22 protein-coding genes are annotated in these 21,430 nt (G+C 52.4%); all 22 read left to right on the forward strand.

The window, feature by feature from the left end; all coding sequences use genetic code 11:
* The first annotated feature begins 455 nt into the window (after positions 1–455).
* The 22 genes from sucC (at position 456) to NSQ46_RS11220 (ending at position 21,427) form a co-directional block, all read left to right on the forward strand.
* Complete coding sequence (gene sucC / locus NSQ46_RS11115) at positions 456–1,616, forward strand: ADP-forming succinate--CoA ligase subunit beta (protein WP_028405690.1); 1,161 nt, start codon at positions 456–458, stop codon at positions 1,614–1,616.
* Positions 1,617–1,715: 99 nt separating this feature from the next.
* Positions 1,716–2,645 carry a succinate--CoA ligase subunit alpha gene (gene sucD / locus NSQ46_RS11120; protein ID WP_007128767.1) on the forward strand — a complete coding sequence of 310 codons (930 nt, stop codon included), beginning with the start codon at positions 1,716–1,718 and terminating at the stop codon, positions 2,643–2,645.
* Positions 2,646–2,779: 134 nt separating this feature from the next.
* On the forward strand, positions 2,780–3,955 hold the full coding sequence (gene dprA / locus NSQ46_RS11125) for a DNA-processing protein DprA (protein ID WP_007128766.1): 1,176 nt from the start codon (positions 2,780–2,782) through the stop codon (positions 3,953–3,955).
* Between the two features lie 35 nt (positions 3,956–3,990).
* Positions 3,991–6,090 carry a type I DNA topoisomerase gene (gene topA, locus NSQ46_RS11130; RefSeq protein WP_341032986.1) on the forward strand — a complete coding sequence of 700 codons (2,100 nt, stop codon included), beginning with the start codon at positions 3,991–3,993 and terminating at the stop codon, positions 6,088–6,090.
* A 20-nt stretch (positions 6,091–6,110) separates the two neighbouring features.
* The gene (trmFO, locus tag NSQ46_RS11135; protein WP_144866318.1) at positions 6,111–7,439 is read left to right on the forward strand and encodes an FADH(2)-oxidizing methylenetetrahydrofolate--tRNA-(uracil(54)-C(5))-methyltransferase TrmFO; all 1,329 of its coding nucleotides are present in this window, start codon (positions 6,111–6,113) and stop codon (positions 7,437–7,439) included.
* 28 nt (positions 7,440–7,467) lie between these two features.
* Complete coding sequence (hslV, locus tag NSQ46_RS11140) at positions 7,468–8,010, forward strand: ATP-dependent protease subunit HslV (protein WP_007128763.1); 543 nt, start codon at positions 7,468–7,470, stop codon at positions 8,008–8,010.
* A gap of 49 nt (positions 8,011–8,059) precedes the next feature.
* Positions 8,060–9,463 carry an ATP-dependent protease ATPase subunit HslU gene (gene hslU / locus NSQ46_RS11145; RefSeq protein ID WP_007128762.1) on the forward strand — a complete coding sequence of 468 codons (1,404 nt, stop codon included), beginning with the start codon at positions 8,060–8,062 and terminating at the stop codon, positions 9,461–9,463.
* Positions 9,464–9,897: 434 nt separating this feature from the next.
* Positions 9,898–10,305 (forward strand): flagellar basal body rod protein FlgB, encoded by a 408-nt coding sequence (gene flgB, locus NSQ46_RS11150; RefSeq protein ID WP_144878808.1) that lies wholly within the window; start codon positions 9,898–9,900, stop codon positions 10,303–10,305.
* A gap of 5 nt (positions 10,306–10,310) precedes the next feature.
* On the forward strand, positions 10,311–10,760 hold the full coding sequence (flgC, locus tag NSQ46_RS11155) for a flagellar basal body rod protein FlgC (RefSeq protein WP_007128760.1): 450 nt from the start codon (positions 10,311–10,313) through the stop codon (positions 10,758–10,760).
* 44 nt (positions 10,761–10,804) lie between these two features.
* Entirely contained in the window at positions 10,805–11,116 is a 312-nt protein-coding gene (gene fliE / locus NSQ46_RS11160; protein WP_007128759.1) for a flagellar hook-basal body complex protein FliE, read from the forward strand.
* A 34-nt stretch (positions 11,117–11,150) separates the two neighbouring features.
* Complete coding sequence (gene fliF / locus NSQ46_RS11165) at positions 11,151–12,731, forward strand: flagellar basal-body MS-ring/collar protein FliF (protein WP_342576766.1); 1,581 nt, start codon at positions 11,151–11,153, stop codon at positions 12,729–12,731.
* An 11-nt stretch (positions 12,732–12,742) separates the two neighbouring features.
* Positions 12,743–13,759, forward strand: a complete 1,017-nt coding sequence (gene fliG, locus NSQ46_RS11170) for a flagellar motor switch protein FliG (protein ID WP_007128757.1) — start codon at positions 12,743–12,745, stop codon at positions 13,757–13,759.
* Complete coding sequence (locus tag NSQ46_RS11175; protein ID WP_341032988.1) at positions 13,752–14,606, forward strand: FliH/SctL family protein; 855 nt, start codon at positions 13,752–13,754, stop codon at positions 14,604–14,606. The genes fliG and NSQ46_RS11175 overlap by 8 nt, the downstream gene beginning before the upstream one ends.
* Positions 14,590–15,909, forward strand: a complete 1,320-nt coding sequence (gene fliI / locus NSQ46_RS11180) for a flagellar protein export ATPase FliI (protein ID WP_341032990.1) — start codon at positions 14,590–14,592, stop codon at positions 15,907–15,909. The genes NSQ46_RS11175 and fliI overlap by 17 nt, the downstream gene beginning before the upstream one ends.
* 9 nt (positions 15,910–15,918) lie before the next feature.
* Positions 15,919–16,362 (forward strand): flagellar export protein FliJ, encoded by a 444-nt coding sequence (fliJ, locus tag NSQ46_RS11185; RefSeq protein WP_007128754.1) that lies wholly within the window; start codon positions 15,919–15,921, stop codon positions 16,360–16,362.
* Positions 16,363–16,401: 39 nt separating this feature from the next.
* A complete protein-coding gene (locus tag NSQ46_RS11190) occupies positions 16,402–17,337 on the forward strand; it encodes a kinesin (RefSeq protein WP_100085182.1) in 936 nt (311 codons plus the stop codon).
* 62 nt (positions 17,338–17,399) lie between these two features.
* The gene (locus tag NSQ46_RS11195; RefSeq protein WP_341032992.1) at positions 17,400–18,761 is read left to right on the forward strand and encodes a flagellar hook-length control protein FliK; all 1,362 of its coding nucleotides are present in this window, start codon (positions 17,400–17,402) and stop codon (positions 18,759–18,761) included.
* 20 nt (positions 18,762–18,781) lie between these two features.
* Positions 18,782–19,402, forward strand: coding sequence for a flagellar hook capping FlgD N-terminal domain-containing protein (locus NSQ46_RS11200; RefSeq protein WP_144878810.1), 621 nt, complete (start codon positions 18,782–18,784; stop codon positions 19,400–19,402).
* Entirely contained in the window at positions 19,399–19,788 is a 390-nt protein-coding gene (locus tag NSQ46_RS11205; protein ID WP_028405677.1) for a TIGR02530 family flagellar biosynthesis protein, read from the forward strand. Before NSQ46_RS11200 ends, NSQ46_RS11205 begins: the two co-directional genes overlap by 4 nt.
* 79 nt (positions 19,789–19,867) lie before the next feature.
* Positions 19,868–20,692, forward strand: coding sequence for a flagellar basal body rod protein FlgG (gene flgG / locus NSQ46_RS11210; protein ID WP_007128749.1), 825 nt, complete (start codon positions 19,868–19,870; stop codon positions 20,690–20,692).
* A 52-nt stretch (positions 20,693–20,744) separates the two neighbouring features.
* Positions 20,745–20,969, forward strand: coding sequence for a flagellar FlbD family protein (locus NSQ46_RS11215; protein WP_007128748.1), 225 nt, complete (start codon positions 20,745–20,747; stop codon positions 20,967–20,969).
* The gene (locus NSQ46_RS11220; protein ID WP_007128747.1) at positions 20,966–21,427 is read left to right on the forward strand and encodes a flagellar basal body-associated FliL family protein; all 462 of its coding nucleotides are present in this window, start codon (positions 20,966–20,968) and stop codon (positions 21,425–21,427) included. Before NSQ46_RS11215 ends, NSQ46_RS11220 begins: the two co-directional genes overlap by 4 nt.
* The last annotated feature ends 3 nt before the right edge of the window (positions 21,428–21,430 follow it).

Raw genomic sequence — 21,430 nt, forward strand, 5'->3', positions numbered from 1 at the left:
CAGCTTCGTGAAATAATTCAAAGAATAGAGCAAATGGAAGGGATTTCGGAGGGAAATATGCTATAATCCATATTTAGATGATATTGGAAATCTTTATTGCATAGGAGTGTAGCTATGAACATCCTTTGGGAGAACATTATCATTACATTGGTTGTGCTATTGTTGATTCTCGCTGTTATCGGATTTGTGATCGGATTTGTTGCTGTCAAAGTATTCAAAGCATTTTTAAAAAAATAACGATTTGTTTAACCTTTAATTTCCAATTATTCTCCAGAAGGAATCATACCTATATCAAATAGAGTGGAGAATCTGTGAACATTTTTAAGGTAAGCGTTTTAAAAACATGTTACAATAGCTTGGGTTTACTATATAAAGGTTGACAGGGGCAGCGGCGTCATTGAAACGCTCCCATGCAGCCCGCCTTGTTCCAGTCATGTTGATAGGAGGATTCGAGAATGAATATCCATGAATATCAAGGAAAACAAGTACTGAAGCAATATGGAGTCGCTGTTCCGAACGGCAAGGTTGCGTTTACGGTGGATGAAGCAGTGGAAGCTGCCAAATCCCTGGGAAGTCCCGTAACCGTTGTTAAAGCGCAGATCCACGCAGGCGGCCGCGGTAAAGCCGGCGGCGTCAAGGTGGCAAAGAGCCTTGAAGAGGTTCGCGCCTATGCCGAAGAAATTCTGGGCAAAGTGCTGGTGACTCACCAGACCGGTCCGGAAGGCAAGGAAGTCAAGCGCCTCCTTATTGAAGAAGGCTGCGATATTCGCAAAGAGTATTACATCGGTGTTGTTGTAGACCGCGCTACAGGGCGCGTCGTCATGATGGCATCCGAAGAAGGCGGTACGGAAATCGAAGAAGTTGCAGCGGCAACGCCTGAGAAAATTTTCAAGGAAGTCATCGATCCGGCTGTCGGACTTCAAACGTTCCAAGCGCGGAAACTGGCGTATTCCATTAATATTCCGAACGAGCTGGTCGGCAAAGCCGTCCAATTTATGCTGGCCTTGTACAAGGCGTTCGTGGAGAAGGACTGCTCGATCGCCGAGATTAATCCACTGGTCGTTACGGGCGACGGCAACGTCATGGCCCTTGACGCCAAGCTGAACTTTGACTCCAACGCGCTCTTCCGTCACAAGGATATTGTCGAGCTTCGCGACCTGGACGAAGAAGACGAGAAAGAAATCGAAGCATCGAAATACGACTTGAGTTACATAGCTCTGGACGGCAACATCGGCTGTATGGTTAACGGTGCCGGTCTTGCGATGGCTACCATGGACATCATCAAATACTATGGCGGCGATCCTGCCAACTTCCTTGACGTTGGGGGCGGTGCAACGACCGAGAAGGTTACCGAAGCCTTCAAGATCATTTTGTCCGATCCTCAAGTTAAGGGAATCTTCGTCAACATTTTCGGCGGCATCATGCGCTGCGACGTGATCGCTACCGGTGTAGTTGAAGCGGCGAAGCAGCTGGGCTTGACCCGTCCGCTTGTTGTACGCTTGGAAGGAACGAATGTTGACCTCGGCAAGAAGATTTTGGCCGAGTCCGGTCTTAACATCGTACCAGCTGATTCCATGGCCGACGGAGCACAGAAGATCGTCTCCCTCGTTCAGTAATAATTCATTCCTGAAGAGGCATGGCACCTAAGGACGCTCGACCGTCCGGCCGTGCGGTTGCTTTCATTTTCAAATAACAATAGGGGATGTGAATCAATCGTGAGTATTTTGATCGATAAAAATACAAAAGTTATCACACAAGGGATTACAGGTAAAACGGCTCTGTTCCATGCGAAAGGCGCCCTCGATTACGGTACGCAAATGGTCGGCGGAACCTCGCCGGGCAAAGGCGGCACGGAAGTGGAAATTACGCTGGAGAACGGAACTACCGTGAAGCTTCCGGTGTTTAACACCGTTGAGGAAGCGAAGGCGAAGACCGGCGCAACCGCAAGCGTAATCTATGTTCCGCCTGCATTTGCTGCCGATTCGATCATGGAAGCCGTTGATGCCGAGATGGAGCTTGTCATCTGCATCACGGAAGGCATTCCGGTGCTGGACATGGTGAAGGTTGCACGTTATATGGAAGGCAAGAAGACCCGCCTGATCGGGCCGAACTGTCCGGGTGTCATTACGCCGGGCGAATGCAAGATCGGGATTATGCCGGGCTACATCCATACGCCGGGCCATGTCGGCGTCGTATCGCGAAGCGGAACGCTGACCTATGAGGCGGTTCATCAGCTGACTGCACGCGGCATCGGACAATCGTCTGCCGTGGGAATCGGCGGAGACCCTGTTAAAGGCACCGAGTTTATCGATGTCTTGAAGCTGTTCAATGAGGATCCGAACACGAAAGCCGTTATCATGATCGGTGAAATCGGCGGTACGGCCGAGGAAGAAGCTGCCGAGTGGATCAAAGCCAACATGACCAAACCGGTTGTCGGCTTCATTGGCGGGGCAACTGCGCCTCCAGGCAAACGCATGGGCCATGCCGGCGCGATCATTTCCGGTGGCAAGGGGACAGCGAAAGAGAAGATTGCTGTACTCGAGGCTTGCGGCATTAAAGTTGCTCCGACACCGGCCGAAATGGGATCGACGCTTGTCAGTGTGCTTGAGGAGAAGGGCTTGCTTGAGGCTTGCACTACTCATTAATCGTATGAACGCGAGGCAGCTTTTTGCCTAATTGCGCAACCCAATATATTAAAATTAGGTAAGCAACCTTTTATGTCCTGATTTCAGGAGATGAAAGGTTGCTTTTTCTGTTTATTTTGAAGGAGGCGACTGGAATGAAGCTGGAGAGCGCGCTGCTGGCAGCATTGCATGAAAGTGAAGGCATCGGATGGAAATCGATTCACCGGATTATGATGCACGGCCAGCTGCATGAAGGCATGATTTCTTATGGTGTGAATGACTGGAGAAGCTGTGGATTGTCTGTCGAGCAGGCGAATAAATTGTCGAAACGGTTTCCGTCGAGCGTCGAACAATTGCTGGAGCGGATGTCAAATGCTGCGGGCGATAGCGCAGGGCATTCCCGAGGGGATGTATGGAAGTTGACAAACCGTTCCAAAATACGTATTATTACAGCCCTCGATGATCAATATCCCGAGCGGTTGAATTCAATGTCCGAGCCTCCTTGGGTAATCTATTCGATCGGCCGTGCGGAGCTTTTGAACCAGCCCGGCGTTGCCATGGTCGGGACCCGGATGCCGACTGCTTATGGCCGCAAGATGGCCGGCCTATTGGCCGAGGAGCTGACGCGGTACGGGCTGGCTGTCGTAAGCGGAATGGCCAGGGGAATTGACAGCGCCGCGCACGAGGCGGCTTTAACAAGCGGAGGAGCAACGATTGCGGTTCTCGGTGCGGGGATTGATGTCATCTATCCTGCAGAGCACCGGTCCTTGTATGAACGGATCGCAGAATCGGGATTGATTGTTTCCGAGTACCCTCCAGGCACGAAAGCCCACCCGGGATTTTTTCCGAGGAGAAACCGAATCATTGCCGGTTTGTCCCTTGGAACCGTAGTCGTGGAGGCGGATGCCCGCAGCGGATCGCTGATCACAGCAGATTATGCGCTGGAGGCCGGAAGGGATGTTTTCTCGGTTCCGGGACAAGTCACTTCTCCCAAGAGCCGGGGAACGCTTGCCCTCATTAAACAGGGGGCCAAGATGGTGACGGACGTCCAAGATATTATCGAGGAATATGATTCCTGGTTGCCAAACAGGGCTCCCAATACATACAATAAGGAGCGGCAGGCCCCTCATTCGAGCCTCCCCGGCATGGATTCCGGGTTGACAAACGATGAACGGCACGTTTACCATATGCTCGAACAGGGACCCGGGTCGCTTGATGAGTTGTTGGAGGGGACCCAGTGGGATTTTGGACATTTGCATTCAGTTCTGTTATCTTTAATCATAAAAAAGCAGATAACCCAATTACCCGGTGCTATATATAAGATCATATAATGGGAAAGTTGAATGTTGGAGAGGAGGATGAACCTGTGGCGGATTCACTCGTCATCGTAGAGTCGCCTGCCAAGGCGAAGACGATTGGCAAATATCTCGGCAGCAAATATATCGTGAAGGCTTCGATGGGTCATGTGCGCGATTTGCCGAAAAGCCAGATCGGGGTTGAGGTGGAAAACGACTTCAATCCGAAATACATTACGATCCGCGGAAAAGGTTCTGTCTTAAAGGAACTTAAGGATGCTAGCAAAAAGGTAAAGAAAGTATACCTCGCAGCTGACCCCGATCGCGAAGGGGAAGCCATCGCATGGCATCTTGCCCATGCTTTGGAGCTGGATGAATCTCAAAGCCTGCGGGTCGTATTTAACGAAATCACGAAGACGGCGGTCAAGGATGCCTTCAAGACGCCGCGCAAAATTAATATGGATCTCGTTAACGCCCAGCAGGCTCGGCGGATACTTGACCGTCTGGTGGGTTACAAGATCAGCCCTCTTTTATGGAAGAAAGTTAAGAAGGGGCTGTCGGCAGGACGCGTTCAATCCGTTGCGGTCAAGATCATTCTGGATCGCGAGAACGAAATCAGCGCATTCGTGCCGGAAGAATATTGGACGATCACGGCGAAGCTGGCCGTGAAGGGCTCTTCGTTTGAAGCGAAGTTTACGCAGCTGAACGGGGAGAAGAAGGAGCTGTCCAGCCAGGAGGACGTGAACGAGGTGCTTGCGGCGATTAAGGATGCCTCTTTCACGGTCGGCGAAGTCAAGGAACGCGAGCGTCAGCGTCATCCGTCGCCGCCGTTCACGACAAGCTCATTGCAGCAGGAAGCGGCGCGCAAGCTCGGTTTTCGGGCCGCGAAGACGATGTCGGTCGCCCAGCAGCTGTATGAGGGCGTGGAACTCGGCAAGGAAGGCACTGTCGGTTTGATTACGTACATGCGTACCGACTCTACCCGGATATCCGGTACCGCGCAAGACGAGGCGAAGGAGTACATTACGGAGAAATACGGAGAACCGTTCGTACCCGAAAGCCCTAGGCAGTATTCAAAGAAAGCGGCAAATGCACAGGATGCGCACGAAGCCATCCGGCCTACGTCCGTCCTTCGGGATCCGGAATCGGTGAAGCCGTACATGAGCCGTGATCAGCTTCGCTTGTATAAACTGATCTGGGAACGCTTTGTCGCCAGCCAGATGGCCTCTGCTGTACTGGATACGCTTTCTGTGGATATATCGGCAGGTACTGCCGTTTTTCGGGCTACCGGATCCAAGGTTCGCTTTCCGGGCTTCATGAAGGTCTATGTTGAGGGTAATGACGACGGGACGACCGAAGAGGATAAATACCTTCCGGAGCTGCATACGGGCGACAAGCTGGATAAACAGGATATCGAGCCGAAGCAGCACTTTACCCAGCCGCCTCCGCGTTACACCGAAGCGCGGCTTGTAAGGACGCTGGAGGAGCTTGGAATCGGACGGCCGAGTACTTACGCGCCAACGCTAGAAACGATCCAGAAGCGCGGCTACGTTGCCATTGAGGATAAGAAGTTTGTCCCGACGGAGCTGGGGGAGCTTGTCATCGAGCAGATGGAGCAATTTTTCCCCGAAATTCTGAATGTGGAATTTACGGCAAACATGGAGGAAGACCTGGACCATGTCGAGGAAGGCTCCGAGGATTGGGTCAAGGTGCTGTCGGAATTCTATAAATCATTCGAGAAGCGGCTTGAGGTTGCTGAGGAAGAAATGAAGGAAATCGAGATTGAAGACGAGGTTTCCGACGAGATTTGCGAGAAATGCGGCAAGCCATTGGTCTATAAGCTTGGACGATTCGGGAAGTTTTTGGCATGCTCCGGTTTTCCGGACTGCCGGAATACGAAGCCGATCGTCAAAGACATCGGCGTAACTTGTCCGAAGTGCAAGGAAGGCCATGTCGTGGAACGACGGAGCAAGAAGGGGCGTATCTTCTTCGGATGCGACCGCTATCCGGAATGCGATTTCGTATCCTGGGATAAACCTTCGCCTAAACCGTGTCCGAATTGCAGCAGCTTAATGGTAGAGAAGAAGAGCAAGCAGGGGGTCAAGCTTCAATGCACTTCCTGCGACTATTCCGAAATGGTTGAGGAACAGGACGAAGCAGCAGAGATGTAGGCATACAGGGGGTAATGACGTTGACAGACACACAGAGAGTAACGGTGATCGGGGCAGGCCTTGCCGGCAGTGAAGCGGCTTGGCAGATCGCAAGCCGCGGGATTCCCGTTACCTTATACGAAATGCGGCCGGTCGTGAAGACGCCGGCCCATCATACAGACAAGTTCGCAGAGCTGGTCTGCAGCAACTCGCTCCGGGCAAATACGTTGACCAATGCGGTCGGCGTTTTGAAGGAAGAGATGCGCATGTTGAACTCGCTCGTGATCGGTTCGGCGGACCGCAACGCCGTGCCGGCGGGCGGGGCGCTTGCGGTGGATCGTGACGGCTTCTCCGGCGAAATCACGGAGACGCTTCATCAGCATCCGTTAATTGAGGTAGTAAATGAAGAAATTCAGCATATACCTGAAGAAGGGATCGTTGTCATTGCGACAGGACCTTTGACCTCTCCCGCATTGTCGGCTCAAATCCGCGAGCTGATGGGCGAAGACTACTTCTACTTCTATGATGCGGCTGCACCGATCGTAGAGAAGGACTCCATTGATATGAGCAAGGTGTATCTTGCTTCCCGCTATGACAAAGGCGAGGCCGCCTACCTGAATTGCCCGATGACGGAAGAGGAATTCGATGCTTTCTACGATGCGCTGGTCAACGCCGAAGTTGCCCAGCTCAAAGAGTTTGAGAAGGAAATTTATTTCGAGGGCTGCATGCCGATCGAAGTCATGATGAAGCGGGGCAAGCAAACGGCTTTGTTCGGCCCAATGAAACCGGTCGGACTGGTGAACCCGCATACCGGCAAGCTTCCTTACGCCGTCGTTCAGCTCCGTCAGGATAATGCAGCCGGCACGCTGTACAATCTGGTAGGCTTCCAGACCCATCTGAAGTGGGGAGAGCAGAAGCGTATTATTTCGATGATCCCGGGGCTGGAAAATGCCGAGATCGTACGGTATGGCGTTATGCACCGCAATACGTTCGTCAATTCGCCGAAGCTGCTTCAGCAAACCTATCAGGTGAAGACGCGTCCGAATCTGTATCTCGCCGGACAGATGACGGGGGTCGAGGGCTACGTTGAGTCCGCCGCCTCCGGATTGATTGCAGGCATCAATGCGGCAAGAGCAGCGCGTGGACAAGAAGGGATTGTATTCCCGCAGGAATCGACGATCGGCAGCATGGCCTATTATATTACGCACGCCGATCCGGATAATTTCCAGCCGATGAACGCGAATTTCGGACTGCTGCCGAAGCTTGAGACCCGGATCCGGAATAAGAAAGAGAAGAATGAAGCTTTGGCTAATCGCGCTCTTGATCATATTCGCGAATTCATTTATGACAACCAACTGAATACGCTGTAACTTTTAAAAATAGGGGAGGTCCGCCATCATGGAAATGACTTTTCACGCTACGACGATCTGTGCAGTACGGCATAATGGCAAAGCAGCCATTGCCGGCGACGGCCAAGTCACGTTCGGAGAAAGTGTAGTCATGAAGCAGACCGCCAAAAAAGTGCGCCGTCTTTACCGGGGACAAGTTGTCGCCGGTTTTGCCGGTTCTGTGGCGGATGCGATTACGTTGTTTGAGAAATTTGAGGGCAAGCTGGAGGAGCATCATGGAAACCTGCAGCGCGCGGCCGTGGAGCTGGCCAAGGACTGGCGCCAGGATCGGGTGCTGCGGAAGCTGGAAGCTTTAATGATTGTGGTGGATAAGACAGGGATGCTGCTGATCTCCGGCGGGGGCGAAATTATTGAGCCCGACGACGATGTATTGGCGATCGGCTCGGGAGGCAACTTTGCGCTCTCGGCAGGACGTGCGCTGAAACGGCATGCATCGCATATGGAGGCCAAGGATATCGCGCGAGAGGCGCTTCAGATTGCTTCAGAGGTTTGCGTATATACGAACAGCAATATTATTGTAGAAGAGCTGTAATCATGCTTTACGGCAGCGTATAGCCATATCAGGGCGGGAGGTATTCACGGTGAATAAAGAATCTATGACTCCAAGACAAATTGTTTCCGAGTTGGATAAATATATTGTCGGCCAGAAGGAAGCGAAGAAATCTGTTGCGGTTGCGCTTCGCAATCGTTATCGGCGCAGCTTGCTGTCCGATGAGGAGCGCGATGAGATCGTTCCGAAAAACATCCTGATGATCGGTCCTACGGGCGTCGGCAAAACGGAAATTGCCCGGAGGCTTGCAAAACTGGTGAACGCTCCTTTTGTGAAGGTGGAGGCTACGAAGTTTACCGAGGTCGGGTATGTGGGACGTGACGTGGAATCGATGGTTCGCGACCTTGTGGAAACAGCAATTCGCATGGTGAAGCTGGAGCGCACGGAGAAGGTCAAGGATAAAGCGGAAGAGATGGCGAACGAGCGGATCGTGCAGCTGCTGGCCCCATCAACCAAAAGCCAGAAGAGCCAGCGCAATCCGTTTGAGATGCTGTTCGGAGGCAACAATCCGTCTCAGGCCGTAGAGGATGATGCGGAGGATAAAGACGAAAGCCTGAAGGAGAAACGGAGACAGATCCGTTTCAATCTGCTGTCCGGAAAGCTTGAGGATGAGACGATCGAAATCGATGTCGAGGACACCGCTCCGAATATGTTTGATATGTTCGCGGGGCAGGGAAATGATCAGATGGGCATGAATATGCAGGAGATGTTCGGCAGCCTGATGCCGAAGCGGACGAAGCGGCGCAAGCTGTCCGTTAAGGAAGCGAGAAAGGTGCTTACGCAAGAGGAGGCGGCCAAGCTGATAGATATGGATGATGTCATCCAGGAGTCCATCCGGCGTGCCGAACAATCGGGCATTATTTTCATCGATGAGATCGACAAGGTTGCCAGCCAAGGCCGCCAATCGGGACCGGATGTATCCAGGGAAGGCGTTCAGCGCGACATCCTGCCGATCGTGGAAGGCTCTACCATCATGACGAAGTACGGGCCGGTGAAGACGGATTTCGTGCTGTTTATCGCCGCAGGCGCTTTCCATATTGCGAAGCCGTCAGATCTGATTCCGGAGCTGCAGGGCCGCTTCCCGATCCGCGTGGAGCTGAACAGCTTGACGTTGGATGATTTTGTGTCCATTTTGACCGAACCGAAAAATGCGCTGACCAAGCAATATATCAATTTACTGCGCACCGAAGAGCTCGAAGTGGAATTTTCCCCGGAGGCCATTCGGGAGATTGCCCAGATTGCTGCCTCAGTAAACCAAAACACTGAAAATATCGGCGCCCGCAGGCTCCATACCATACTGGAGAAGCTGCTGGAGGATCTGTCGTTTGAGGCGCCTGAGCTCACGCTGGAGCGCATGGTCATTACGCCCCAATATGTGAGAGAAAAGCTGGCCGGCATCGCCCAGGATCGGGATTTGAGCCAATATATTTTGTAATTCGGCAAAGAAGGCGCTCAGGTGTAAATGTTTGTCGATGCAAATGAAGTCCAAGATGTCGAAATATTTGCGTATGTTGGAAGCGATCAGGACCGAATTCGTAATTTTTTGTGAACAAGCGGACCTGCATCTGGACCTATACCTTGGGAAGAAAACTTTAAATTTTACAAAATCAGTATTGAGATTTGCAATATTTTAGAAAAAAACGAAACGAAAATGAATAAAAAGCCCTTATTCTTGGAAAAAGATAGGGCTTTTTTCTTATTGTAAAAAGTCCCAATCTTTAAGAAACTTAGTTTATGTGACATCATGCTGTCTTTTTCTACTTAAGACCTAGATTAGGGCGTACGGATTATGTTTTTTGTCGAAAAAAGAGGATTTAGCTAGGAAGAGTGGAATACTTTTCTGCAGGTCCAGTCAGGAGGAATGAGCTAGTGAATCTGTTGAACAATAGTTCCTTTCAGCGGCTTCAAGGCGGTTTGGACGCAGCGAATCTGAGAAACAGCGTCATTGCCAACAATATCGCCAACGCGGATACGCCTCATTTTAAGAGATCCGAAGTATCCTTCGAGAGTCTTTTGAAACAGGAGATGGAGGGAGCTCAACTTACGCTGCAAGGGAGAAGGACGGATCCAAGACATATACCGATCGGTCCAACCGGCAGCATTCCGAGCGCTTCGATTACGAATGACAGCAGCAGCTCTATGAACAACAACGAGAATAATGTCGATGCGGATCGGGAAATGGTGCTGCTCGCGGAGAACCAGCTCCGATACCATTCGTACATACAAGCGGTGAATGAGCAAATTCGCATGATGCGTACAGCGATTGAGGGGAGATAAGGTTCATGAATATTAGCAACGGCTTTTCGATCAATGCATCGGCCCTTACGGCCCAACGTCTTCGCATGGACGTCATTTCTTCGAACCTTGCCAATGCGGAAACGACAAGAGCCCGGATCGAGAATGGACAAGCGGTACCATACCGCCGCAAGACCGTAGTTCTTTCGCCGCAGAGCGAGTCGTTCGAAGGGATGCTTAGAGCCCAGATGAACGGGGAAACCGCGGGCCAAGGGGTAAGGGTGGCTGCCGTGAAGGAGGATTCATCTCCGCTTAAGCAGGTATACAACCCGACTCATCCGGACGCGAATGCCGAGGGATATGTCTATATGCCTAATGTCGACGTCACAAAAGAGATGGTGGATATGATCGCGGCTACCCGGTCCTATGAAGCCAATGTGACTGCCATTAATGCATCGAAAGCCATGATCATGAAGGCGCTGGAGATCGGCAGATAGTGTAGGGTAGGCGTTTAGATACAGAAAATTAGGAGGGGAAATCGATGATTCAAAACACAATGTTCCAAGCCTCGGGCGTTTCGCCCCTTCAAATGCGAGAGCAAGCCACGGTGGCAGAGAAGACTCCTGCCGAATCCATCCGCAGCTTCGGTTCGTATTTGAGTGATGCGTTGAACTCTGTTTCCGCACAGGAACAACAGGCTCATGTCATGAGCGACAAAATGATGATTGGACAAGTCAACGTGGATCAGGCGATGATATCCGCCCAGCAGGCACTGTTGAGCATACAGCTCACAACACAGGTCCGAAACAAAGTGGTAGAAGCCTATCAAGAGATCATGCGCACGCAAATCTAAATGTTTCTAGCAAAGTTTCGGATGGGGTGACGATGTGAACGAGAGAATCGCCCAATATCGGGATCGAGTGACCCAATATTGGAATCAATTTAGCAATAAGCAAAAAATAATGTTGACCGCTACTGTAGTCTTCGTACTGATTGCACTTGTTGTAATGACGATGCAGTTCTCCAAGACAAAGTACGAGGTGGCTTTCCGGGATTTGAATTCCAGTGATGCTGCCGGCATTATCAGCCACCTGGAATCGCAGAGTATTTCCTACAAGCTGAGCCCGGACGGACGAAGCATCTCCGTACCGAGCACCGAGGCGGCCAGAGTACAGATTGACGTCGGCTCACAGGGCCTGGTGCAAAACGGAACGATCGGCTTCGAAACGTTCGAGCAAAATGCATCCGCGATCGGCATGACCGATAACGAGTTCGAAGTGAAATATGTAAATGCACTGAACGGCGAGGTTGAGCGTCTGCTTGAGAAGATGCAGGGCGTCCAAGATGCCACCGTGCTGCTCAATCTGCCGAAAGAAAGCGTGTTTGCCAAGACCAACAATGAAGATCAGGCCAGCGCCTCCGTTGTCCTGCATTTTAAACCGGGATACCGGCCGAATCAGGAAGTGATCGACGGTTACTACAACCTGGTGAAGACGGCCATACCCAACCTTCCGATCGAGAATATAACCATAACCAATGACGAAGTTGAACTTCTTGCCACGGCCAAGGGTGGTCAGGGCGGACTGATCGGCAGGGTTGAAGAGAACTTTGCACTGCAGAAAAAATTTGAAAGCGAAGTACGACAGAATGTGCAACAGTTCCTGTCCCAGTACATGGGGTCAAGCAAAGTGAACGTACTCGTTGCTTCCAAGCTGAATTTCGATCAGGTACAGAGCAAGGAAAATCTCGTAACCCCCGTTGATGAAGAAGAGATGAAGGGGATCGAGCTCAGCGTACAGGAAATTCAGAAGAATTATACCGGAACCAGCAGTCCTGCCGGCGGAGTTGCCGGTGTGGGCGAAGAAGCGGTTCCCGGGTATCCGAGCGATTCCGAGAGCGGACAGACAACGTCGGAAGAGACGTCGTCAACCATCAACTATGAAGTGAATCGCATTACAAAGGACATCATTGCGAGTCCATATACTGTTAAAGACTTAACCATTAATGTCGCAGTTGAACCACCTGCGGGCCAGCAAACGCTGGACGAAGACACCCGAACGGCGATCCAGAACATTCTCATCAACATTGTGAGAGCTTCGCTTGCCGATTCAGGTACTACCTATACAGACGCACAATTGCTTCAAAAAGTTTCGGTTAATTCGCAGGTATTTAATGTAAATCCGGATGTAAATTCGAAAACCGTTCTGTCCCAGCCGGTACTGTGGGGAATAGGCATAGCTGCATTGGCTTTGATCGCGGGAGGCACGTATTTCTTCATTCGCAAACGCAGAAGACAGCAGGAAGAATTCGAGGAAGATATTCCGCTTCCGCCGGTGACCGAATTCCCATCGATCAATCTTGAGAGTGTAACGAACGAGAGTCAGGTCCGAAAGCAGCTCGAAACGTTGGCGAAGAAAAAGCCGGATGAATTCGTGAATCTGCTGCGTACATGGCTGGCTGAGGAATAGAGGTGGAAGCATTGGTTAAGGGAAACAACCAACAATTATCCGGGCGCCAGAAAGCCGCTATACTGCTGATTACGCTGGGGCCGGAAGTCTCTGCACAAATATTCAAGCATTTGCGCGAAGACGAAATCGAGCAGCTGACGCTGGAGATTGCGAATGTGCGCAAGGTCGACAGCGGCGAGAAAGATAGCATCATTCAGGAGTTTCACCAAATTTGTCTTGCACAGGAATATATATCGCAAGGCGGCATTAATTACGCTAAAGAAATTTTGGAGAAAGCGCTCGGGCAGCAGAAGGCGATGGAGGTTATCAATCGCCTGACCGCAACGCTTCAGGTAAGGCCGTTTGATTTTGCCCGCAAGGCTGATCCGAGCCAGATCCTGAATTTCATTCAGAATGAAAACGCCCAAACCATCGCGCTTGTGCTCTCCTACCTGCAATACGACCAAGCATCGGCGATATTATCCTCGCTTCCTCAAGAGAAGCAGGCCGAGGTTGCCCGGCGGGTTGCGGTCATGGACAGCACGTCTCCGGAAGTTATCGCTCAGGTCGAGCGCGTGCTGGAGCAGAAGCTGTCGGCAACGGTGACCCAAGATTACACCAACGCAGGCGGCATCGAGTCGATCGTTCAAATATTGAACGGAGTCGACCGAGGCACGGAGCGGACGATCCTGGATTCGCTCGAAATACAGGATCCCGAGCTTGCCGAAGAAATCAAGAAGCGAATGTTTGTATTCGAGGATATCGTCAATGTCGACAATCGTTCGATCCAGCGCATCATTCGCGATGTCGAGAATGCGGATTTGCAGCTTGCGCTTAAGGTGGCAAGCGAGGAAGTCCGGGATGTTATTTTCCGCAATATGTCCAAGCGGATGGCGGAAACCTTCCGCGAAGAGATGGAGTACATGGGCCCTGTGCGGCTGCGTGACGTGGAGGAAGCTCAGACACGGATCGTAAGCACGATCCGAAGACTCGAAGAAGCGGGCGAGGTTATCATTGCCCGCGGCGGAGGAGATGACATTATTGTCTAACTTGATCAAACCGTCCCACTATACAACGATGGATGTCTTGAAAGAGTTGGATGTAGCGCGTCGGTACGCCGCTCCTGCCGAAGAAGCGCAAGCGGAGCCGGCACCGCCCGCCGCTGCGCCGGCGGTCATGCACACGCTGGCCGAGGCCGAGCGGATCAAGAGCGAGATGCTGCGCGATGCCCAGGAATTTGCCGAACGGCAAATACGCGAGGCCTCCGAGGAAGCCCAGCGTCTGCTGGCTGAAGCCGAGCAGCAGATCGATGCTTGGTGGAAGGAACGAAGGCTGCAGGATGAGGATTTGTCCGAGACATTGAAGATAGAGGGCTTCAACCAAGGCTACTCCGAGGGAGCTGCCAAAGCCGAGCTGGAAATGAAGGAGCTGCTGGAGAAGGCAACGGCCGAAGCCAGCGAGCTTCTGCAGCTTGCCCACCGGGCAAAGGAAGATTTGATCCAGGAGGCTGAACCGTTTCTGGTCGAGCTAAGCTGCAGCATTGCCGAGAAAATACTCGATCATCAGCTGACGATTGAACCGGAGTTCACCTTGGAGCTGATTCGGAAGAATCTTGCGCGCAAACGGGAGAAAGGTTTGATTTCGCTCTGCGTTGCCCCTGAGCATTTCGAGTTTGTGTACGCGGCAAGAGAAGAGTTATCATTGGCGATCGATTCCCAGGCGGAGCTCCAAATCCTGCCGGATGCTACGGTGAAGGACCGAGGCTGCGTGATCCGCTCGTCTTTCGGAAGCGTGGATGCACGAATCGATACGCAGCTGGCGGAAATCAAGAAGGAACTGGTGCGCGTCGCCCTCGATGACGAAGAACGGAGAAATCAGGATGAAGAAGCTGAATAGCGCCCGGTATATCGAGCATTTAAAACATTTGGACCCGGTCCGCATCAACGGAAAAGTGACCCAAGTCATCGGCTTGATGGTAGAGTCCGAAGGCCCGGATGCGAGCATCGGGGACGTGTGCTATATCTATCCGACGAAGCAATCCAAGCCGCTGAAAGCCGAGGTTGTCGGCTTCAGAGACAACAAGGTGCTGCTAATGCCGCTCGGTGAGCTTCATTCCGTAGGACCGGGATGCGATGTGGTGGGAACCGGGAAGCCGCTCAGCGTTCAGGTCGGTTCGGAACTGCTGGGCAAAGTGCTTGACGGATTGGGGCAGCCGCTAGACGGCTCGTTGATCCCGGCCCGTATGCCGCACTATTCAACCCATAACGTTCCGCAAAATCCGCTGAATCGTCCCAGAGTGAAGGAGCCGATCAGCATCGGGGTGAGAGCCATCGACGGCCTTCTCTCGATCGGGAAAGGACAACGGGTCGGCATATTTGCCGGTTCGGGCGTCGGGAAGAGTACGCTGATGGGAATGATCGCCCGTAATACGTCGGCCGACGTGAACGTGATCGCTTTAATCGGAGAACGCGGGCGCGAGGTGCTGGACTTCATCGAACGGGACCTCGGACCCGAAGGTCTGAAGCGTTCTGTCGTCATCGTAGCCACCTCGGACCAGCCGGCTCTGATCCGGATCAAGGGAGCTTTGATTGCGACGACGATTGCCGAATATTTTCGGGACCGCGGGCTGAATGTGATGCTGATGATGGACTCCGTGACCCGCTATGCGATGGCACAGCGCGAGGTCGGACTAGCCATCGGGGAGCCGCCGGCAATGAGAGGTTACACCCCTTCGGTCTTTGCAAGCCTTCCAAAGCTGCTTGAACGCGCTGGTACCGGACCGAACGGTTCCATTACGGCCTTCTATACCGTATTGGTGGACGGCGATGACATGAATGAGCCGATCGCCGATGCGGTGCGGGGGATTCTGGACGGTCATATCGTGCTGAACCGGAGCATCGCCAATAAGGGACATTTCCCTGCGATTGACGTGCTGGCCAGTATCAGCCGCGTGATGAAGGACATCGCTCCGGAGGAGCAGATTGAGGCTTCGGAAAACGTAAAACGCTTGATGGCCATATATAAGGACTCCGAGGATTTAATTAACATCGGGGCTTACCAACAGGGATCTAACGCCGACATCGACGAATCCATCGAGTACATTCATCGGATATGGGATTTTACGAAGCAGAAAGTAAATGAAAAAACGACGCTCGCCGAGGTTCAGGAACGTCTGATTTCCGAATTTTCAAGGAGATGACTTTGAAGAATGAAATTTCAATACGCATTCCAGAAAATCGTAGACCTGAAGAGTAACGAGAAGACCCAGGCCGAATGGATGCTGTCGAGCGCCATCGGGAAGCTGCAGGCGGAGGAGAAAAGCCTGACCGAGCTGTACCGGATGCGGGAGCAGATGTATGCGGCCGAGCAGGAAGCCGTTACGCGGTGCGCGGCAATCGCCGAAATCCGCAATATTCAGAGCTATGCTCAGTACTTGGAGCAGTGTATTGAGCGGAAACGGAATGATATTCGGCTCGCCCATGTAAATGTTACGAAGAAGCAGGAGATTTTATCGGAAAAAATGCTGGATGAAAAAGTGTGGTTAAAAGCAAGAGACAAATCGCACGAGAAATTTCGGCATGAAAGTCTCCTTCGGGAACAAAACGAGCTGGACGAGCTGGCGACGGTACGTTTTGCGATCAAAGCCCGATAATGAATCCGTTGGCAGCCGGGTTAAGACCGCGAAGGAGGAATGAACGTGGCAAGAAAAGACATGCCGCTCGATAAGGAAGAATCAAGCGGTGGATTTGAACGGATTTTGCTGATTCTCGTACCGGCCATTTTTACGATCGTTCTTCTAGGGGCGCTTGCGATCTTCTTTAGAGCGGATGTTCGGGACGGCATGATCGATCTGGCGAACAAAATTCCGATTGTGAAGGATTGGGTTCCCGATCCGGTGCTGACGCCGGAAGAGCAGAAGCTGAAAGAAGCGAAGGAGCAGGAAGAAAGCGCCGAAGCGACGATCGTTGAGCTGAAGAAGCAGCTGGCGGAGCGCGAGGAGACGCTAAGCGAGGTCACCGAGCAGAAAGCCGCCCAGGAGAACAAAGTGAAAGAGCTGGAGAGCCAGATTGATTCGCTGCAGAACCAGAACACCGGAAGCCCGGAGCAGGAGGAAGATCCGTATACGAAACAAATCCGTGAGCTCGCCAAGCTGTATGCGGACATGAGTCCAAGCAAGGCTGCGCCGATCATGCAAAATTTGACCCTTGAGGAAATGGTGCTGATGCTGAGCCAGATGAAGAGCAGCAACCGGGTGGCGATCCTGGAGAAGATGGACCCGAAGACAGCGGCGGAAGCCACGATGATGCTGAAGGATGCCAAGCCCTCCGAGGACTTGGCGATCGCGGCGCTGCAATCCCGAATCAAGAAAAATGATACGGAAGCGGCAAGCAGCAAGACGAGCAGCAGCAACCTGGACAAAAATCAGCTGAATCAGACGTTTGCAGGCATGACGCCGACCAATGCGGCGGAGCTGCTGATGCAGACTTACAAAATCAGCCCGGCCAAGACCATGACCATCTTGAATACGGTCGATGACGCGACGCGTTCCAGAATTATGAACGCGATGTCCTCGAAAGACCCGGAGCTTGCAGCAAGAATACTGAATCGACTTATGGGCTCCAAATAAACATCAGATCCGCTTACGGTCTGAACTTTTCCGGTCGCACGGGAGAGGAGGTGAATAAGACGATGACGATGACAGTGCAAGGCATGTCCTCCACAATCAGCAGCTCTTCGGCAAGCGGCAAGACGAGCGCACAAGGCAGCTCACCAGCGGGCGCTTCATTTGATGCGACGTTGACATATCAGATGTCGAGCGCAGGCGGCGGCTCCTCTACAGCTGCTTCGGAGACAACGGTCAAGCTGGAAGGTTTGGTACAAGGCTTGCCGGCTGAAACAAATGAGGCGATTGAGGGATTGCTCGAAATGCTGCAAAGCCTGCTTGGGGAGCTGGATAAACTGGACCAGGCATTGGCGGAAGACCCTGCCTTGCTTGAAGAGCTGCAGAGCTGGCTTGCTCAAGCAAGCATGGTGCTAAACGGCGCCGGCGTCCAGGCTCAAGGATCCGATGGCAGCGCGGCAATGTCCCCGCTAGCCCAGCATACGGACACGGTACGTTTTGTAATCCAGGACACACTCACTCAGATAAAGGCCTTGATTAGCAGTGCCGGAAAGGTGAGTCCGGGAACGGAGACCGCGGTACACCAGCTGGTCCAGTCGTTCAACAGCTTGATGGGCAACAGCGCAGGCAATGTGAAGCAGGCAGCCGAGCATGTGAAACCTTCACATCAGGCGGCAAATGGTTCTGCACCTGCGACTGAGGCCAATGCAGCGGCAACCGCGACGGCTGGAAGAACACAGTCCACCAACGCAGCGCCGTCAGCTGGTCCGAATGCTGGCCTTCTGCCGAATGCTGGCCAAGGCGGAGAAGTCTCCGCTAAAGCGGCTGACTCGAATGGAAGCGGCGAACCATGGATGCCTGAACACGGCACCGTAACCGCCGGACAGCTAGCGCTTCGTTCAGGAACTCAGGTAGCGGTAAAACCTGCAGCCCCTCCGGTACCGGTCGAGCGGTTTGCTAGTGAAATGACTTCCTTCATTATAAACAAGCTCGAAATCGTAAAGCAGCAAGGCTTCACGGAAGCGAGAATATCGCTTAATCCAGAGCATTTAGGCCAGGTAGATATCAAATTAACGATGCAAAACGGACAGCTGATCGCTCAATTCATGACCGCTAAGGCGGATGCAAGAGAGCTGATCGACCAGCAAATGGCGCAGCTTCGCACAGCGCTCGTTGCTCAAGGTCTTCAAGTGGAGAAAATCGAGGTTACGCAAAGCAGTCAGCCTTCCACAGCCAATATGTATCAGGACGGACGACAGTCGGGCTCAGGTCAGCAGCAGTCCCAGCAGCGATCGAAAGGGAAAGATACCCCTTCGGATGATGCCGTACTGGCTGCCAGCTTGACGGAAGAATGGCATGATTGGATTTCCGAGATGCAGGCCGATGAAGGACAAGCTGTTCAAGCCGGAACATTTACCGCGAAAGCTTAATTGCGAGGAGGTGAACACGAATGGCAACGAATCCAGTATCCACAAGCAACATGTGGCCGAACTATTCGAAAGGAAATGTCAGTAACAAAGGCGGTAAAGGGCAAGAGCTGGGAAAGGATCAGTTTCTAAGCATCCTGATTACACAGCTGCGGCACCAAGATCCGCTTCAGCCGATGCAGGACCGGGAATTTATCGCTCAGATGGCCCAATTCACCTCCCTTGAACAGCTGATGAACATCAACACGCAGTTAACGGCAATGAGTCAATCCCTAGGCTCGGCTTCAAGTCTGATCGGCAAAGAGATCAGCTGGATGGAAAAATCGGTCAATACCGATGATCTCACCTGGACGGAAACGCCGAAGGACGGTACGGATTCCCTAGTCATGAAGACCGGAATCGTGGAGTCGATTATTGTACGGGACGGCGTTCATTACGCCAAGGTTGGCAGCAGCGAAGTGCTGCTAAGCGATATATTTAGGGTTGAGAACCCGGCTGCCGAGCCCGAGGAGCCTAGTCAAGGAGGAGCTGAGGCCGGTGCGGCTGACGCGCTTGCTGCTGAACCGGCACCTGCCGACGTAGGAGATCCGGATTCCGGGCAATCGGATCAGGGTGAACCTTCGGCCGGAGGGAATGCGCCATGAGTGATCGAATGATGATCGGCCATTTATACCCCGGAAAATTGCATCCGGCCGCGCTATCGCCCGAGCGGCGAACGGCATCGGCTTCATCCGATGCGCCAAAGGGCAATTTCAAGGAGCTGTTAAATGAAAATCTGCTCCGCATCAGCAACCATGCCGCGAAGCGACTGGAGCAGCGGGGGATTGAAATCAAGGGTGACCAGCTCGTTCAAATCCAGAGCGCGATCGATAAAGCCGCAGCGAAAGGCAGTAAGGAATCACTGATTCTGATGAAGGATATGGCGCTCATTGTCAATATTCCGAACCGGACGGTGGTCACGGCGATGGATGGCAACGCCATGAAGGACAATGTGTTCACCCAGATCGACAGCGCAGTCATAATTTCATGATTTACTGGCTGGCCCGTCAGGAAGCCAGGCGGCCGCCGACCGACAGAAGCGGCCCATATAAGAAGGAGGATGAATCCCTGTGTTAAGATCCATGTACTCCGGTATTTCCGGGATGAGAGGCTTTCAGACCAAGCTGGACGTAATCGGCAACAATATTGCCAATGTCAATACCGTTGGATTTAAGGCTGGACGGGTAATGTTTAAAGATATTCTTAGCCAGACGGTGTCCGGCGTGACGCCGGGAACGGACGATCCGACAGGCGGCGTTAATGCCAAGCAGATCGGCCTTGGTGTAACGATCGGCTCGATCGATACCCTGCATACGCCGGGAAGCGCCATGGTCACCAACAACCCGACGGATTTACGCATCGACGGGGACGGATTTTTCATGGTCAAGCTGAGCGATGACCAAGAAGTTCCTTTCCTGACCCGTGCCGGCGATTTCCATGTCGACGTTGCGCGAAACCTTGTAACGTCTGACGGTTTCCTAGTGCTCGACTCCGGTGGCGAGCCGATCACGCTGGAAGACGACGTAACTGCGTTCACGATCGCTCAGAACGGTGCCATCATCCAGAAGATGAGTGACGGAACAACGGCTGAAGGCGCGATTATCGGGGTAGCGAAGGTGCCGAACCCTGAAGGTTTGGAGAAGATTGGCGGCAATCTGTATCGCGTGACATTGAACGCAGTGCCGGACGGAGACCTCGAGGCTGTCATGTTCGAAGGCAATAACGCAGAGGAAGGCACCGGTGCAATCATTTCGGGGCAGCTGGAAATGTCCAATGTGGACCTGACGGGCGAGTTCTCCGAGATGATCGTGGCACAGCGCGGCTTCCAGGCCAATTCACGGATCATCACCACCTCCGATGAAGTGCTCCAGGAAGTCGTTAATCTGAAACGATAAGGTTGGATCAGGGGGGGATCCTCCCTCCCTTTTATGAACAAGGAGGCAGCCCATGATATCGGTAACGAGGTTAAACGGGTCGCAGATGTGGCTTAACGCACTGCTGATCGAAATGGTTGAAGAGACTCCGGACACCTATATCACATTGATTAATGGAAAACGATTGATTGTGTTGGAAAGTGCAAATGACATCGTAGCTTCCATTAAAGCGTATCATCACGAGGTTGGCATTCATCAAGCAACCATTAAAGTGCAGCAAATGGAGGAACCTTCATGAAAAAGATGCTACCCTGGTTAATTACGATTTTGTTGTCCATCACATTGATCGTGCTTGCGATATTCTTGTTGTCCGACAAGCTGACGGAGGAACCGAAAACCGCTTCGGCCAGCGACAAGCCTGCCGCTGCGAATCTGTCGGCAGACGAGATCGTGGAGATGACATCGGAAATTACCGGCATTAAGACAAATCTGGCGGATCCACAGTACATTGCCCAGATGGCTTTTGCATTTCAGTTAAGCGACAAGAAAGCTAAGGCGGAATTCGACAAAATCAAGGAAATCAAGATCAAACCGATCATTATCAAGACGTTAGCCGACACGGAGCCCGAGCTGTTAAACGATTCGAAGGGCCGTGAACAGTTTACTGCCAAGCTGCAGAATCTGATCAACAAGTCGTTAACGTCCGGCAGATTGATTCAAATCGATATGACCGATGTGCTGATCGCCGGAATCTAGACT

The organism is Paenibacillus sp. FSL M8-0142, from assembly GCF_038597315.1.
GTDB classification, from domain to species: Bacteria; Bacillota; Bacilli; order Paenibacillales; family Paenibacillaceae; genus Paenibacillus_AQ; species Paenibacillus_AQ lactis.

Coding starts and splice junctions, on each gene's coding strand:
- sucC (WP_028405690.1), top strand. CDS start 456: ATGAATATCCATGAATATCAAGGAAAACAAGTACTGAAGCAATATGGA.
- dprA (WP_007128766.1), top strand. CDS start 2,780: ATGAAGCTGGAGAGCGCGCTGCTGGCAGCATTGCATGAAAGTGAAGGC.
- hslV (WP_007128763.1), top strand. CDS start 7,468: ATGGAAATGACTTTTCACGCTACGACGATCTGTGCAGTACGGCATAAT.
- flgC (WP_007128760.1), top strand. CDS start 10,311: ATGAATATTAGCAACGGCTTTTCGATCAATGCATCGGCCCTTACGGCC.
- fliE (WP_007128759.1), top strand. CDS start 10,805: ATGATTCAAAACACAATGTTCCAAGCCTCGGGCGTTTCGCCCCTTCAA.
- fliI (WP_341032990.1), top strand. CDS start 14,590: ATGAAGAAGCTGAATAGCGCCCGGTATATCGAGCATTTAAAACATTTG.
- fliJ (WP_007128754.1), top strand. CDS start 15,919: ATGAAATTTCAATACGCATTCCAGAAAATCGTAGACCTGAAGAGTAAC.
- NSQ46_RS11190 (WP_100085182.1), top strand. CDS start 16,402: ATGAACGTGGCAAGAAAAGACATGCCGCTCGATAAGGAAGAATCAAGC.
- NSQ46_RS11195 (WP_341032992.1), top strand. CDS start 17,400: ATGACGATGACAGTGCAAGGCATGTCCTCCACAATCAGCAGCTCTTCG.
- NSQ46_RS11200 (WP_144878810.1), top strand. CDS start 18,782: ATGGCAACGAATCCAGTATCCACAAGCAACATGTGGCCGAACTATTCG.
- NSQ46_RS11205 (WP_028405677.1), top strand. CDS start 19,399: ATGAGTGATCGAATGATGATCGGCCATTTATACCCCGGAAAATTGCAT.
- NSQ46_RS11215 (WP_007128748.1), top strand. CDS start 20,745: ATGATATCGGTAACGAGGTTAAACGGGTCGCAGATGTGGCTTAACGCA.
- NSQ46_RS11220 (WP_007128747.1), top strand. CDS start 20,966: ATGAAAAAGATGCTACCCTGGTTAATTACGATTTTGTTGTCCATCACA.